Here is a 15,330-nt window from a genome sequence, read left to right on the forward strand (position 1 = left end):
CCTGCGGCGCTTCATGCGGCGATCGGCTGCGGCGCTGCCAGTACTGCTTCCAGCTTCTGCATGTCGCGTGCGCTGACCAGGCTGCGCGTGAGTGACAGTATGCCTTCGAACAGCGGCGGCGGCATGCCGGCGCGCATGCCCAGCAGCATGCCGGCGCGTTCGGCCGGGCTCACGGCCGGGATCATCCAGCGCATGGTTGCCTGCATTTCCTCCGGCGTAATGGCAGCAATGATGCGCTCGTGGATCTGGTGCAGTTCCTCGTCGGAGTAGCAGGTCCACAGCACGGCATTGTGCTCGGTTTCCTCCAGGTTCATATGCACCAGGTTCTCGCCGATGAAGACCGACAGTTGCAAGTGCAGGTGCTCCAGGTGCTGGAAGCGGGCGCCGCCGACCGCAGTGGCACAGTGGTCGCACAGCGCCAGCAGCTTGTCGATGGCCCAGTCGTGGTGATCATGGTCGCCTTCGGCCAGCTGCGCCGAGCCGGGATGGCGCGCGTTCATTGCAGGATGCACGAAATCGCGCTCGTGTTGCAGGTGCTTGCGCATCATGGCCAGCAGTTCGCGCACCTGCGCCAGGCTGCCCTGCAGGTCTTCGTTATCGGCGGCGTCGGTGCGGGACAGGCGGCTTTCCGTGTCGCTCATGAAGTGGCGCAGCGCCTTGTGGATGCCGGAGTACATATTGATTCGCGGTTTGCTCATGTCATTCGTCCTCGGGTGGGTACGAAGAGAATGGTAGTCATGAAGACATCGCCGCGTTCTTAAAAACTCCCTCAGCAAACCTTAAAAACTTCTTAAGCAAAAGTCGGGGTCAGGTCTGGCAATCCGCCATTTTGGCGGATTGCCAGACCTGACCCCGACTTTCATGGTGCACGTTGGCGCGACTTCAGCGTGGCGCCGTCGAGGGCGAACAGCAGCACATGCTCGCCCATGCGCGGGCGGCCGTCGGGGCCGGGCTCCAGGGGGATGGGTGGCGTGGACTGGTACAGCCAGACTTCGCGGCCGCTGCCGAAGCGCAGGCTGAGCTGGGGCGGGCCCAGTGCGGCACGCGTTGCCGTACGGTCGCGCGGGGCGGCCGGGCTGGCGGGTGGCGGGTCGTCCATGTATTCGAAGCCCAGCAGGGTGTCGTCCGGCCAGCTGCGGTCCCATATCGGGGCGAAGTAACTGCGGTCGAGCAGCACTTGGCAGTCGCAGTAGGGCATTTCAGCAGCGGGCGGATTGCCCGCATACAGCGCGTGGAAGGGCAGGGTGGCGTGCCGCTCGCCTGCCTGCAGGGTAACGGAGAATAACGGTTTTTCCGTAAAGAACATATAGTTGCCGTGCGGGTCGCTGCATACCTTGTCCGGACTGCGCAGGAACTCATCGAGCCAGGCAAACAGGTGGGCGTTGTTGGACACCAGCCCGGCCTCCATGCCGACCAGGCATTCCAGCCGCAGGTCGCCCAGGCGCCGCATGCCTGCCGGTACGCCCGGGCTGCGCACTTCGGCGCGCCATGTCATGGACAGGGTCTTGCGGTTGGCAAGAACCGCGCTGTCTTCGCGCCACAGTTGTTCGTTGTAGTCCAGCGTGAAGCTGTTGTCGGCGCCGACCGGCACCGCCATGCTGGTGGTATCGCCCACCACCTTCAGCCTGATGCCTTGCATATCGGTGCCCGGCTGGCGCGGCAGGAGGCGGAAGCGCAGCGTGGCCTGCGGCGCCAGCGCGCGCTCGCGCTTGAAACGCTCCACGCCCTGCAGCATCTTGCGGTAGGACTTGTCCACCGGCGAACGGGTGCCGGGCACCTCCACCGTGGGCAGGGCCATGGCCGAGGCCAGGGCCAGCAACAATGTCGTTTTCCACATAATTGCAGATTGTGGCATCCTGCTGAAATCCTCGCACAATGAATGCGCGCAGCAGTGCGCGCCCGCTACTGATGATCAACGAAGCTCCGGCGCTTGAGAGTCTGTCAACCAGGTATGAACTCCTGGTATCCAGCATCAGCGACTACGCGATCTACATGATGGACACGGAAGGCCGCATCAGTAGCTGGAATGCGGGCGCCCAGCGTTTCAACGGTTTCAGCGAAAGCGAAGTGCTCGGCATGCATTTCTCGCGCTTCCATACGCCGGAAGACCAGCAGGCCGGCCTGGCGCAGCGCGCCCTCGCAACAGCGCTGCGCGAAGGCCGTTTTGAAAGCGAGGGCTGGCGGGTGCGCAAGGATGGCTCGCTGTTCTGGGCCAGCGTGGTGATCGACCCGATCTATACGCCGGACGGCGAGCATGTCGGCTTTGCCAACGTCACGCGCGATGTTACGGAGCGCAAGCGCGTCATGGAAGCCCTGCGCGAAAGCGAACGGAGTTTCCGCCTGCTGGTGCAAGGCGTGATCGACTACGCAATCTACATGCTGTCGCCGCAAGGCTTGATCACCAACTGGAATCTGGGCGCGCAACGCATCAAGGGCTATGCGCCGGAGGAGGTGCTGGGCACCCACTATCGGCGCTTCTTTACTGAAGATGACAAGGCGGCAGGGGTGCCGGATCGCGCGCTCGAAGTTGCGGCGCGGGCGGGCCGCTACGAAAGCGAAGGCTGGCGCGTGCGCAAGGACGGCACGCGCTTCTGGGCCCACGCCGTGATTGATGCGCTGTACGATGATGACGGCGAGTTGCTCGGCTTTGCCAAAGTCACGCGCGACAACACCGAGCAGCGCCAGGCGCAGGAATCGCTGGAGCAGGCGCGCGCGGCCCTGTTCCAGGCGCAGAAGATGGAATCGATCGGGCAATTGACGGGCGGCGTGGCGCACGACTTCAACAACCTGCTGGCTGTGGTATCGAACGGCATCGACATCCTGCGCACCGCGCCGCCGGAAGCTGCCGGTGCGCGCGTGCTGGACAGCATGCGCCGCGCGGTCGACCGGGGCGCCGCGTTGACGCAGCAACTGCTGGCCTTTGCGCGCCAGCAGCCGCTGGCGCCCAGCGTGCAGCAGCTGAACCGCCTGGTGCTTGGCTTCGAAGGCGTGCTGCGGCGCGCGGCCGGCCCGCTGATGCGCTTTGAAATGGACCTTGACCCCAAACTGCGCCAGGCCTCGATTGACGAAGCGCGCTTCGAGGCAGCCCTGCTTAACCTGGTGGTCAATGCGCGCGATGCCATGCCCGAAGGCGGCACGCTGGAAGTCACCACGCGCAACGTCAGCCTCGAAGCCAACAAGGAGGGAGCCCTGCCTGCCGGCGACTATGTGCGGGTCAGCGTTGCCGACACCGGCACCGGCATGAGCGAGGAAGTGCGCCGGCGCGCCTTTGAACCGTTTTATACCACCAAGGAAGTCGGCAAGGGTTCCGGCCTGGGATTGAGCCAGGTGTACGGCTTTATCGTGCAATCCGGCGGCGGTGTGACAATCGACACCGAGGAAGGCAAGGGTACATGCATCAATCTCTTCCTGCCGGCCCTGGAGGAGGCGGTGCCGGAAACGCCGGCGCCGCGCGCGGCGCGCGAGGAACGCGTGCTGATCGTGGACGACGACCCGCTGGTGATGGAGTCGGCGCGCGAACTGTTCCAGTCCATGGGCTACGCCACCTTGCATGCCAACGATGCGGCGGCTGCCTTGCGCGCACTGCAGCGCGACAGCGAAGTCGACGTGCTGTTCAGCGACGTGATGATGCCGAACGGAATGACCGGCCTGGAACTGGCGCGCGAAGTGCGCCAGCGCTACCCGCGCATCAAGATCATCTTGTCTTCCGGCTTCCCGCAGTCGGACCAGGAGTTTGCCGTCGTCGGCAAGCCGTATCGCCTGGCCGACCTGGCCCGCCAGTTGCGCACGGCCTGAGTTACACTCTACGGCTTTGGCACAAGCCGCGGAGGGGACATGAAAAAAATCGTACTGGGAGGATTGGCCATGCTGATGGCTGGCAGCGCCATGGCAGCGTCGGTGCAGGACGTGGCGGAACGCTACCGCAAGCTGGTGCTGGCCATCGGCCAACACGACGCCAGCTATGTGGATGCCTACTACGGCCCGCCGGAACTGGAACAGCAGGCGGCGCAGGACAAGCAAAGCCTGGCGTCGATCAAGGCCGGCGTGGTGGCGGCACAGCGCGACATCGCGCAGCAGAAGGCCGCTGGTGCCGACGAAGCGCTGCGCATCGAGTTCCTTGCCAAGCAGCTCAAGGCCATGGAAGCGCGCGTCGAGATGCTGGAGGGCCGCAAATTCAGCTTCGACGAGGAGACCGCGTTGCTGTACGACGCCGTCACTCCGCATCACGACCGCGCCTACTACATGGCGCTGGTGGCGCAGGTCGACAAGCTGCTGCCTGGCGAGGGTTCGCTGCCGGAGCGCCTGAAAGCTTTCCGCGCCAAGTTCGCCATCCCCAAGGGCAGGTTGAAGCCCGTGTTCGATGCCGCCATTGCTGCCTGCCGCGAGCGTACCGCTGCCTTCATGGCATTGCCGCAGAAGGAAAGCTTCGTGCTGGAATTCGTCGCCAACAAGCCGTGGTCCGGCTATAACTGGTACAAGGGCAATGCGCATAGCCTGATCCAGATCAATACCGAATTCCCGATCTACATCGAGCGCGCTGTGGACCTGGGCTGCCACGAAGGCTATCCGGGCCATCACGTCTATAACGCCTTGCTGGAGCAGGCGCTGGTCAAGCAGCGCAACTGGGTAGAGTTCAGCGTGTACCCGCTGTATTCGCCGATGTCGCTGATTGCCGAGGGCAGCGCGAACTACGGCATCGAAATGGCCTTCACCGACGAAGAACGGCTGGCCTTCGAGCAGAAGGTGCTGTACCCCTTGGCGGGATTGGACCCCGCCCTGGCGCCGCAATACGCGCAGCTCATGAAATTGCTCGGCAAGCTGAGCTACGCCGACAACGACGCGGCGCAGGCTTACCTGGAAGGGAAGTGGACGCGCGAGCAGACCATCGAATGGCTGGTGAACGTGGCCTTGTACCCGCCGGAGAAATCGGCGCAGCGCCTGTCCTTCTATGACGCCAACCGCGGCTACGTCATCAACTACAACCTGGGCAAGGACCTGGTCAAGGCCTGGGTGGAAAAACATGTGACGGCCACCGATCCGGTGGCCGCCCGCAAGCAGCGCTGGGAAGCGTTCAAGACTTTGCTGTCGTCGCCGCGCCTGGCCAGCGGCCTACGCTGATGAGCTGATCAGGCGGCTTTTTTCGCGCTCAGGCATTCTTTCATGAAGGCCTTGCGCTCATCGCCCTTCTTCCCTGCCGCGTCTGCGTTGCAGGTCTTCATCTTGTCCTGCTGTGTCGCCGGCGCGGCGGGTTTCGCACTCAGGCATTCCTTCATGAATGCCTTGCGTTCGTCACCCTTCTTGCCTTCGGCTTCCTTATTGCAGGTCGTCATCTTGGATTGCTGGGAGTTCTTTGCCGGCGCCGGGTCCGCGGCGAAAGCGGCGGAACAAGACAGGGCCAGGGCGGCAATGATCAGTTTTTTCATGAGGGGTTCCTTCTAACAGTTGAGTTGGTCTTGCGGTAGTAACTATACATAGATTTTTTGTCGATGTGACCTATTCTCAAAGGACGCCGATGAGTTCAAACGGTCGTTTCTACTGGGGAGTGAACATGGACAAGAACTTGAAAGGGGCAAGCTATGCCGGCCTGGCGCTGCTGTTGCTGTCGGCCTGCGCGGGCACGGATCCAAAACTGGGCGGGGCGCCAACCATGGCCACCGGTTCCGCGGGCGGCGCCACGGCGTCGAATGCGAATACCCAGTTGGAAAAATGTGACAAGCCGCTCGGCACGCTCGGCGTGGTGGAAGATACGGCTGCGCCGTGGTACCACCACCTGTCGCAATACAAGCTCGGCTCAACCGTGCCAGTGCTGCGCATGATGATCCAGCAATCGAATTGCTTCGTCGTCGTCGAACGGGGGGCGGCAATGGGCAAGCTGATGCAGGAACGGGCGCTGGCTTCGTCCGGTGAAATGCGGGCCGGCAGCAACTACGGCAAAGGCCAGATGGTGGCGGCCGATTACACCATGAGCCCGAGCATCACCTTCAGCCAGAAAGGCACGCAGGGTGTCGGCGGCGCGCTGGGCGGCCTGGGACTGCTGGGTAGCGTGGCGGGCGTTGTCGCTGGCGGGCTGAAGGCGAACGAGGCCTCGACCACCTTGCTGATGGTGGACAACCGTTCCGGCATCCAGCTGGCGGCGGCGGAGGGCAGCGCCAAGAACTATGACTTCAACGTTGGCGGCGCGCTGTTCGGCGGCGGCGGCTTCGGCGCGGCCGGTGGCTATTCCAACACGCCGGAGGGCAAGATCCTGATCGCCTCCTTCATGGACTCGTACAACCAGCTGGTGAAGGCGGTGCGCAACTATAAGACGCAGGAGGTTGCCGGCGGCATGGGCACGGGCGGCGCGCTGGGTGTGCAAGGCGGATCGACGCCGGCATCCAAAGAGCTCGAGAAGAAAGCCGGCAAGAAGAAAAACTGAGTTCCATTGCGGGCCAGGCGAACTATAGTGTAAGTAGCTCTTCGGAAGGGAGGCCGCCATGACCCGCAAATATATCGACTGCCGCGAATTCCCCAGCGATGCGCAATGCAGCGTCGCGATATCGGCAGACAACGAAGACGAGCTGCTGGAAGTGGCCGTCCAGCACGCCGTCTCGGTCCACAAGCATGCGGACAGTCCTGAACTACGCAGCGCCATCCGCGGCATGATCCATGAAGGCATGCCGCCGGAACATGCGATGCCGCCAGGCGCCACGACAGGCGCGCCGGAAGGCGTCAGGCCGCACTAGGCGGCTTGCTCCGAGGGCCGGGTTTCCAGGTAGCGCAGCAGGTCGCGCCCGAGCACGCGCAGGCGCGCTGTCTCGACCTGGCGTTTCTTGTAGGCGTCATGGCTGGCTGGGCCTTCCAGCGTGCGGCCATGGCTGGCCTTGTCCATCAACTGGATCTCGTACTCGAAGAAGAAGCCGATGTCGTAGTCGGGGCCGCCGCTTGCCGGGTCGTCCGGCGGCAGGTGGATCATCTTGCGGACCGTAACCTGGATGCTGTTGAAGCCGGCGCCGCTGTGCGGGTTGTCGGCCCGCGTTTGCGGCGACGAGATGGCCATCAGCTCCGCATCCATCTTTTCCAGTAATTCAGCCGGGTAGCCGTCGGCCGCTTCCAGCAGGCAGCGGTACTGGGTGAACACTTCCTTCGCGGCCTCCATGTCGAGCAGGGTGTTGCGGGTACGCTGGGAGTCGACATTGGTGACCGATATCAGGTGGGCGCGCTGCAGGGTGCGCAGGGCAAGCAGGCATTCGAAGCGCGTGTTGAACACCAGCCGCACGCCGAGGTGGTCGAAGATGTCGGCAGCCAGGTAGGCGGCCTTTTGCAGCAGCTTCAGCAGGATACTGCCGCGGCTCTTGTTGTTCTTGCGGTCAAAGTGCAGCAAGGGCAGGCAGGTTTCGCCATCGCTCAGGTAGAACTGGCCGTCCTCTTCGCGGATCACTTCGTCCAGGCTAGCAAACACTTGCTGGCGAATGGTGTTGAAGTAGCGCAGCTTGAGGTTGTTATCGATGTAGAAAATGCCGTGCATGACCTTGAGCACGGCGCAAGACCACATGCGGCGCAGCTCGACTTGCTCATTGCCGTGCAGGGAAGCGAATACCAGCAAGTCCAGCGGGTCTTCCGGCGCCATCACTTCCGGCGGGACCAGGGCGGCCTGCACGGGGGCCAGGAAGCTGGTGCAGATGAAATCCAGCGCTTCAGCGTGGGCGCGGGCGATCACTGCGCGCGCATGCGGGTTGTCGATGTCGAAGCCGTATTCGCGCACGAACTGGCGCGCGTCATGCTGGTTGCGCAGGGCCAGGCCGCCGAGGTCGATGGCCGACACGCCGGAGGCGATGGCATTCAGGTAGGTCCAGTTCAGGGAAAACTTGCCCTGGCACTTGAGTGAGGGATGCATGGCGGCGTTCGTGAATTGGTGCAACCGTCCAGTCTTTAAAGAAAGTATCGCAGTCGCCGGTGCAAGCCGCAAGCGCGGTGTTGTATCGAAATCGGCCCTGCGTCTTGGCGGGCTGCGCACGATTGAAAATCGCATTTACAACGACGTTATTATTTTAATAATATAGTGTCGGCCGAAAATTATTCTCCTGAAATAACAGTGATTCCATCCATTCCCAGCCTGCGATTTGATAACCGTACCGAGCTCGACGCGCTGCACTTCGATACCATCGACCAGAACGGCGTTGCGTTTCACGTGATCGTCGCCAAGACAGGATACCGCATGGTGCCGGGTGAAATCGCCGGCATGGCCAGGCTCATTCCTACCGATGAGCCGTTGCCGCTGTACGACAAGGACCAACACTTTGATGACGATCTGGAAAAGAGCGTAAGGGTAGAAAGCGACCTGGCGCCGTATAAGCCGCTCTGCGATGTCGTGGTCATCGGCGAAGCCCATCCGCCAGCCAACGTTAAGGTGCCGCATTTCCATGTCGGGCTGCGGGTGAACCATCCTGATGCGCCGGCGCCGATCCCCGAGCGGCCGCGTCCGCTCAATCCCATGCAGGCTTTGTCGCCCGCGGTTTTCGAGGAATGGCAGCGGCAAGTGGAAATCGCGGAGCGAACCCGCATACCCGGCAAGGTCCTGGTCGACAAAACCCTGAACGTGACGGGGAAGCGCTATCTGCGTCGCCGCGCCGCGCCTGTTCGATGGCTGGGTGGCTTGCTGCGTGCCGCGCCGTGGCGCCTGACATCCGCAGAGCCGGCAACGGCTATCCCGTTGCGCTACGAGTCGGCTTTTGGCGGCGAGTGCCGCGTGGAGCGTGCCAGCGGCTTGACGAAACGGATTCCAAAGAAGCACCGCATGGAAGATGAGCAGGCCGCCAATTATCCAACGCCGCCTGGCGCCCCAGATGCGCACGACAGCAGCCAGCAAAATCCGGCAGGCTGTGGTTTCAGCAGGAAGTGGTACCTGGACGCGACCCGGACCTCTGAGCTGTCTGCACCCTGCATTGAATATCCGGCGCGGCCGTTCAGTGCGGACTTGTTCTGGAAGGTAGCCCAAGGCCAAACCGACCTGGAGACCGCCGGCATGGGATATGTGGGGCGTGGGTGGCTGCCTCGCCGCACGCTGGTCGGTACGGTCGAAGAAAAGTCCGACTGGCAGGAAAACGAGATACCGCTTCTGCCCAAGGATTTCGATTTCCGCTATTGGAACGGCGCCCCGGATGACCAGCAGTGTCCTCACCTGGCTGGCGGCGAGCAGTTCACGCTGACCAACCTGTCGCATCCTTCGTCGACCCTGGCGCAGCTTGACCAAGCTGGCAACCGTCACCTGGCCTTCGCCTTGCCGCAGCAGTCGCTGTTTGTCATGGGCGCAACGGAGGCGGGCGGGATTGCGGTCCTGCCGCTGGCGATCGACACCGTCGTGATCGATATGGAAGCCGAGCGGCTTGAATTGGTGTGGCGGCTTGCCATTGTCGCTGACGGAGAATTCGAGGACGTTCGCCTGATGCACGCTACCGAAGCCGAGCAGCTGGCACGCCTGAACGAATGGCCGACCGCCCAGCTTGAACCCGCTCCCCTGGCCGCCTGACACCACACACAACCCGCAACAAGAATCGCCATGGCTCACGAAACAGTCACCAAATCGAAACGCTTCTACTGCGTCAGCCTCAGTCCGGACTTCTGCAAGACGCCAGTGGGAAGCAGCGTTGCCGTACTCCCTTACAACATCAAGGGAGAATTCAAAGACGCGGCCGACGTCTCAAGAAACGTCAAGACCCATGGCGAACCGGTCCTGCTGCACAACAAGAGCTTCATCCCGAGCATCATCGGTGATGAACGAGGCACCTTGGGTGGCATCAAGAGCCAGACCTATCTCAAGCGCGCGCAGCCGATGGAGTTCAGTTCGACCAAGGGATCGAATGGGGCGCAGACGATCCAGGAATCGCGACTGATCTACATGAACGACAAGAATACGATCGGCCGTATTCACGAACGCCAGGTGCAAGCGCCGCGCCCGCGGCTGACGATTCTGGGTGTCGAACTGCCGACGTTGAAAGAGGCTGCGCAGGAATACAAGGATAAGTACTCCGAACCGATGCACCAGTTCGGCGGCAAGGCAATGGATGTCGGCGGCAAGATCGGCATGGGCAGCGCCGCGCTGGGCGGCGCGGGACTTGCGGTCGGCGCCACCGGCGTCGGCTTGCCGGCAGCGGCTGTGATGGAGACTGGTGCCGCAGCCGGCGCTACTGTTGGCGGCGGCGTGGCTGCCACGGGGCTTGCCGTTGATTCGACAGCGACTGCACTTGATAATGCCGCCAACTTCGTCCTCACCGGAAAGGCGCCTGACGTGCTGGGCATGGCCGGCGATATGGCATGGAATGCTGCGGAAAACCTTGCTCTGAAAAAGCTGCCCTTCGTCGGCGGTTGGATCAAGAAACTGGCAGCCAAGAAGAATGCCGTACCAGGCAAGACCCCGACACCGCCCAAGAAAGCGCCGCCAGAACCCAAGAAAGCTGATGGTGGCAAAGGCGACAAGGAAGGGCATGATGGTGGGAAGACCAAGAAGCCCAAGGGAGAAAAAGCGGACAAACCGTCCGACTGCTGCCCCAAAAACGGCGCGCCGGGCGGCAAACCCGTGAAAAGCAAACGCCCTGTGCACTTTGGCACTGGGGAAGAAATCCTGCAGCAAACGGACTTTGTATTGGAAGGACCGACACCCCTGGAGTGGGTCCGGACGTATCGATCCGGTTCTGAAACGGAAGACTGGGGCGTATTGGGTGCACGTTGGGCGACGCCATTCTCAAGTTCAATCTCAGTTTGCGCCCAAGGCATTGTCTATCATGACGATAGCGGGCGTGCACTGCGCTTGCCCATGCTCGCCATCGGCCAGGAGCACGATAGCAGAGCCGAAGGTTTTACCTTGCGCCGCGACAGCGAGAATCAGATCACGCTGGTTTGGCGCGATGGGGCGAACGATACCTACCTCTCAGGGCCGGATGGCTGGCTGCCGCATGGTCACGAAGGCGTCAACGCAATGCTGGCGCCACGCGCTCCGGTGCGCGCCCAACGGTACTATCTGGCCCGGCACGCTGGCCGTGACGGCAAGGGCATCCAAATCGAGCGCATCCACGAGGCCAAACCCGGAGAATCGCTGCTGCGTATTCGCACCGACGACGGGCTGGCGCTCGAAGCGCTGCGTGCTGACTATCTACCAGAAGAGGTGGCTGACGATGCGCCAGTAGCAATGCCACGTATTGGCCGTGTTGAACGAGTCGACGCCGATGGCAGCCGCCAGTGCCTGGTGCGCTACAGGTACGAAGCCAGCCTCATTGACGCCAGCGATCCTCTCACCCCATTCCCACTGCGCTGTGATCTGGTAGAGCAAACTGACCTGGCCGGCCAATCGCGTACCTACAGCTATCAGCATCACCTGCTTAGGCAATACACCACTTACACAGGGTTCGCGCACGGGCTGGAATGGGTCAGCCTGGCCTTTCTACGTGAACGCTGGGCTGGCTCCCTACTCGGATCCCCACAACTCGCTGAACGCCATCCGATCAACTTCAACAACAGCTATCAGGCGCGCGCCATACGCACCAGCACGTCCGACGGAAATGGCGAAGTACAGATCGACTATGTTGATGCCGACACCACCCGCGTCACTGAAGCTGACGGCGGTGTACTGGAATACAGCTTCAACGCCAACTGGCTCGCGACATGCGTGCGCCGCATTGGACCTGATGGCAACGCACGCGTACTGGGACGGCGCGAATGGGACCGTGACGGCATGCTGCTGGCCGAAACCGATGCCGAACACAATGCCACACGATACGAGTACGACCTTGCCGGCAACCTGACGTCGATCACCGATGCCCAAGGCCATACGACCCATATCGAATATGATGGCCACAACCAGCCCATCGCCGTCACCGATGCGCTGGGCCATACCACTCGTAGCCGTTATGACGAGGCCGGACGCATCGTCGAGCGCATCGATGCATTGGGTCACAGCACCGGCTATGCCTACGATGCGCAAGGACGCCTGTCGCTGCTGACAGATGCACGCGGCGGCACTAAGCGCCTTGTATATGACCAGGGCGGTCGACTGGCTGCGTACACCGATTGTTCCGGCTTTACCACGCGCTACAACTATGATCGGAATAGCCGCCTGGCCGAGCATATCGACGCCGCCGGCAATACCAGCCATTACGTCTACAATGCCCACGGCCAGCTCGCAGCCGTAACGCGCCCCAATCAAACGACAGAGCAATTTGAATACGACGCCGAAGGGCAACTGCTTGCCTATACGGACGGCAAAGGCCAGGTCACGCGCTATCGCTACAATGGGCATGGCCAGCCAATCGAACGCATCGACGCCAAAGGTCAGACACTAAGCTATGTCTACGACAAGGCGCTCCGCTTGATCGAACTGATCAATGGTAATGGCGAGTCATATCGCTTTGCTTATGACGCCGAAAGCCGGCTGGTCAGCGAAACAGGATTCGATGGCAAGACCACGACCTACACGTACAACCAGGCGGGCCAGCTGATTGGCGCTGCCTGCAATGGCGTGCAAACTGATTTTGCCCGCGACGCGCTGGGCCAACTGCTGGCGAAAAGCAGCCCCGATGGCGCGGTGCGCTACGCCTACGATGCGCTTGGGCGCTTGATTGCGGTGACGTCGCCGCAGGCCGAGAATCGCTTTGAATATGACCCGCTAGGCCAATTGGTTGACGAACGTGTCGCTTATGCGCTGGCCGCCCCACGCCTACCTGACACCCCAAGAGAGTATGTGGCGGCCTTTACGATGACCCATGCCTACGATGAGCTGGGCAATCGTATTCAGACTATCCTGCCCAACGGCCGCCGTATCGACACGCTGCGCTACGGTTCTGGCCATTGGCATGGCACGTTATGGCAAGGTAAATCACTGGTCGATTTGGAACGCGACCAGCTGCATCGAGAAACTACGCGCCAGCTTGGGGGCGAACGGGAACGGCTGACGGAGAGCCGAAGCTACGACCCGCAATCGCGTCTGCGCACCTTCACATTGAGTAAAGGAGCTGAGCGCCTGCGTGAGCGACGTTACGATTATGACGCTGCGAGCAATCTGACGCTAATCGACGACCTATCAAGCGGCAGTACCCGCTACACCTATGACCCGCTCGGTCAGTTGCTCTCAGCAACTCAGCGCGACTTGAAGGAAACGTTTGCCTTCGATCCTGCCGGCAATTTACTGGATTCAGATGTAAGTGGGAATCCGGTTCAAATCGACACCCGCAAGGTTCTGCGTGAATTGGATGAGCAGCCAACCAATATAGCGGCCATTCCGCCAAAGCTGGCCAAAGTCACGCATAACTTGCTGCGACAATACATGGGGTATGTGTATGAATACGATGTGCAGGGGAACACCATTAGCAAGCGCTTGCGCGTGGCAGCAAGTGCCAACGATGAAGGCGTCCTTGAATTTTCCTACGATACAGAAAACAGACTGACGACAGCCACCCGCACCTTTGCTCATTCTCGGCAAATTGCACGCTACAGCTACGATGCATTTGGAAGGCGCATTGCCAAGCAGTTGACCTCACAACGCTGGGACGCCAGGAATGCCGCGCCGTCCGCCGAGGTTACCGATACGGACAGTCTCACGCTCTTCGTCTGGGATGGCGACACCTTGTTGCAAGAGGTGTGGCCGGACAAAACAATCACATATCTCTACGAACCGAACAGTTTTGTGCCCCTCGCCCGAATCGAATCGGGGGAAGGGGCTGCTTGTTATAAGCCGGCCAATAGTCATCTATGTCGCATAGAGGAATGGGCGCTACCCGGCGTCAAAAATGATCCGGATGCACATGTCGAGTTTTGGCAGGTGCAGCAGGAATTCAATAAGGCGCAGGTCCATCGTGCAGAATGGATGCAACGGTTCGAGCAGGCTGACGGCAACTCCAGCGCTGACCACGTGCTTCATTATCAGTGCGATCACCTTGGTACGCCACTTGAGTTGATTGATTGCCACGGAGAGATTTTTTGGTCGGCGCGCTATCGAGCCTGGGGCGGGGTCCTGCGCTATGGCGTGGTGAATGTGGTACAGGCGCTGCGATTTCAGGGACAGTACTATGACGAAGAGACGGGACTCCATTACAACCGGCATCGCTATTACGACCCCAGTATAGGGCGTTTCCTGTCGCAAGATCCTATTGGACTCAGCGGCGGCGAAAACCCCTACATTTATGGACCGAACCCGACGAGGTGGACCGATCCTAACGGGTTGAAGCGCACTCCTCACGTTGGAAATTGTGCCGATGACGTAGCGCGTAGTGCATTGGATGCCGCGAATGCCAAAGCGATTAAGAACAACAAAGAATATGGTGGGCTGATTTATGAAAAGGGTGGCAAATATTACGCGACAATACCGGTTCCTGGAACCGGTCGTACATTCAAGCCAATTTTTGCTTTACCGCAAGTTCCGAGCGGGGCGACAGTGGTTGGAGACTATCATACGCATGGTGATTATTCTCTCGAAGGCAAGAATGGGAGTGTAATTCGAACAAGCGATCCGTTGCGGGATAGCTTCAAGAGCGACAATTTTTCTGACTCGGATAGGCGGACACACATGTTCGCATCGCAAAAAAATAAGTGCCACAAGTCATATCTAGGTACCCCAAGTGGCAAGTACAAGGTCTTACAGGGAGGGATTGAGCATGAATTTTGATGGAGGACAGATGTGGGAATTAGATCACTATCCGAAAGACTTTAATCTCCCTGGGAAAGTTATAAGGGCGGCAAGTCTTGCGTACGAGGAGTTCGTGTCTTTTTCTAAGGGAGAATGGTCACTTGATAATTATGAGATCTGTCTCAGCATCACTAAAGATCTTCAGTTCTTATCATTTTCGTTTATTCCGGACCCTGCTTACGAAATAAACGGCTTACCTTTTGAAATTTCGGCAAATGGCATGTACAAAAACGGTAGAGGCGTGGTGTACGTTTTTCGAATCGAGGATTACGCATTGATAAATAGAACATTTATGAGATAAGCGTAAATACATGCTTAAATGCGGATGCAAAGTGCTTTGGTGTCTTCTTGCGAGGAAATAATGAAGAGTGGTAGTGAGGCGTGGGATTACTTGACAACAAATTATCCGGGAGACTTTTTGTTTCGCGGTAAAGTTTTGAAAATTATGAGCCTTGCTTATAGGGAGCTTTCGAAAAAGCCAAGTGCGGATGAGTCATTAAATAGTTGTGATGTGCAAATTGAAATCGAAGACAATTTGCAGCGCTGTTATATTACATTCAATTTCGCCGCTGATGAAAATTCCGGGAATCGTGGTGAGAGTGTTGCTGAAATAATAAGATACGAATATGATCTAAATAATTTGCAATTAGTGGACGTAATTCGAATTCATTGAGATTTAA

11 protein-coding genes are annotated in these 15,330 nt (G+C 60.0%); 7 read left to right on the forward strand and 4 right to left on the reverse strand.

All coding sequences use genetic code 11. The annotated features are described in order from the left end of the window. Positions 1-11: 11 nt before the first annotated feature. Both ACN9M3_RS05425 and ACN9M3_RS05430 read right to left on the reverse strand, forming a co-directional pair. The gene (locus ACN9M3_RS05425; RefSeq protein WP_426321034.1) at positions 12-698 is read right to left on the reverse strand and encodes a hypothetical protein; all 687 of its coding nucleotides are present in this window, start codon (positions 696-698) and stop codon (positions 12-14) included. 161 nt (positions 699-859) lie between these two features. Continuing rightward, positions 860-1,822 (reverse strand): hypothetical protein, encoded by a 963-nt coding sequence (locus tag ACN9M3_RS05430; RefSeq protein WP_426321036.1) that lies wholly within the window; start codon positions 1,820-1,822, stop codon positions 860-862. A gap of 53 nt (positions 1,823-1,875) precedes the next feature. Between ACN9M3_RS05430 and ACN9M3_RS05435 the strand changes: the two genes are divergently transcribed. Continuing rightward, positions 1,876-3,795 (forward strand): PAS domain S-box protein, encoded by a 1,920-nt coding sequence (locus ACN9M3_RS05435; RefSeq protein WP_426321037.1) that lies wholly within the window; start codon positions 1,876-1,878, stop codon positions 3,793-3,795. 39 nt (positions 3,796-3,834) lie between these two features. Continuing rightward, positions 3,835-5,118 (forward strand): hypothetical protein, encoded by a 1,284-nt coding sequence (locus tag ACN9M3_RS05440; RefSeq protein WP_426321039.1) that lies wholly within the window; start codon positions 3,835-3,837, stop codon positions 5,116-5,118. 8 nt (positions 5,119-5,126) lie between these two features. On the opposite strand, the gene ACN9M3_RS05445 is transcribed toward ACN9M3_RS05440, so the two are convergent. After that, a complete protein-coding gene (locus ACN9M3_RS05445; protein WP_426168298.1) occupies positions 5,127-5,423 on the reverse strand; it encodes a PsiF family protein in 297 nt (98 codons plus the stop codon). Between the two features lie 125 nt (positions 5,424-5,548). Between ACN9M3_RS05445 and ACN9M3_RS05450 the strand changes: the two genes are divergently transcribed. Then, a complete protein-coding gene (locus ACN9M3_RS05450; RefSeq protein WP_426321041.1) occupies positions 5,549-6,415 on the forward strand; it encodes a CsgG/HfaB family protein in 867 nt (288 codons plus the stop codon). A gap of 58 nt (positions 6,416-6,473) precedes the next feature. Continuing rightward, a complete protein-coding gene (locus ACN9M3_RS05455; protein WP_426168303.1) occupies positions 6,474-6,722 on the forward strand; it encodes a DUF1059 domain-containing protein in 249 nt (82 codons plus the stop codon). Here ACN9M3_RS05455 and ACN9M3_RS05460 read toward each other — a convergent pair. Continuing rightward, on the reverse strand, positions 6,719-7,873 hold the full coding sequence (locus tag ACN9M3_RS05460; RefSeq protein ID WP_426321043.1) for a TIGR04552 family protein: 1,155 nt from the start codon (positions 7,871-7,873) through the stop codon (positions 6,719-6,721). The genes ACN9M3_RS05455 and ACN9M3_RS05460 overlap by 4 nt on opposite strands. A 198-nt stretch (positions 7,874-8,071) precedes the next feature. Here ACN9M3_RS05460 and ACN9M3_RS05465 point away from each other — a divergent pair, with 198 nt between their 5' ends. The 3 genes from ACN9M3_RS05465 to ACN9M3_RS05475 all read left to right on the forward strand — a co-directional run bounded on the left by ACN9M3_RS05465 (position 8,072) and on the right by ACN9M3_RS05475 (position 15,323). Next, positions 8,072-9,505 (forward strand): DUF2169 family type VI secretion system accessory protein, encoded by a 1,434-nt coding sequence (locus ACN9M3_RS05465; RefSeq protein WP_426321045.1) that lies wholly within the window; start codon positions 8,072-8,074, stop codon positions 9,503-9,505. Between the two features lie 30 nt (positions 9,506-9,535). Continuing rightward, the gene (locus ACN9M3_RS05470) at positions 9,536-14,629 is read left to right on the forward strand and encodes an RHS repeat-associated core domain-containing protein (RefSeq protein ID WP_426321047.1); all 5,094 of its coding nucleotides are present in this window, start codon (positions 9,536-9,538) and stop codon (positions 14,627-14,629) included. 382 nt (positions 14,630-15,011) lie between these two features. Next, positions 15,012-15,323: a hypothetical protein gene (locus ACN9M3_RS05475; protein WP_426168312.1), complete on the forward strand. Its 312-nt coding sequence runs from the start codon at positions 15,012-15,014 to the stop codon at positions 15,321-15,323. Positions 15,324-15,330: the final 7 nt, after the last annotated feature.

The sequence above is a fragment of the Pseudoduganella sp. R-43 genome (genome assembly GCF_049913255.1).
GTDB lineage: Bacteria > Pseudomonadota > Gammaproteobacteria > Burkholderiales > Burkholderiaceae_D > Rugamonas.

What these genes read in the sequence shown, in the direction of transcription:
- ACN9M3_RS05425 (WP_426321034.1), bottom strand. Translation starts at nt 698, where the DNA reads ATGAGCAAACCGCGAATCAATATGTACTCCGGCATCCACAAGGCGCTG.
- ACN9M3_RS05435 (WP_426321037.1), top strand. Translation starts at nt 1,876, where the DNA reads ATGAATGCGCGCAGCAGTGCGCGCCCGCTACTGATGATCAACGAAGCT.
- ACN9M3_RS05440 (WP_426321039.1), top strand. Translation starts at nt 3,835, where the DNA reads ATGAAAAAAATCGTACTGGGAGGATTGGCCATGCTGATGGCTGGCAGC.
- ACN9M3_RS05445 (WP_426168298.1), bottom strand. Translation starts at nt 5,423, where the DNA reads ATGAAAAAACTGATCATTGCCGCCCTGGCCCTGTCTTGTTCCGCCGCT.
- ACN9M3_RS05450 (WP_426321041.1), top strand. Translation starts at nt 5,549, where the DNA reads ATGGACAAGAACTTGAAAGGGGCAAGCTATGCCGGCCTGGCGCTGCTG.
- ACN9M3_RS05455 (WP_426168303.1), top strand. Translation starts at nt 6,474, where the DNA reads ATGACCCGCAAATATATCGACTGCCGCGAATTCCCCAGCGATGCGCAA.
- ACN9M3_RS05460 (WP_426321043.1), bottom strand. Translation starts at nt 7,873, where the DNA reads ATGCATCCCTCACTCAAGTGCCAGGGCAAGTTTTCCCTGAACTGGACC.
- ACN9M3_RS05470 (WP_426321047.1), top strand. Translation starts at nt 9,536, where the DNA reads ATGGCTCACGAAACAGTCACCAAATCGAAACGCTTCTACTGCGTCAGC.
- ACN9M3_RS05475 (WP_426168312.1), top strand. Translation starts at nt 15,012, where the DNA reads ATGAAGAGTGGTAGTGAGGCGTGGGATTACTTGACAACAAATTATCCG.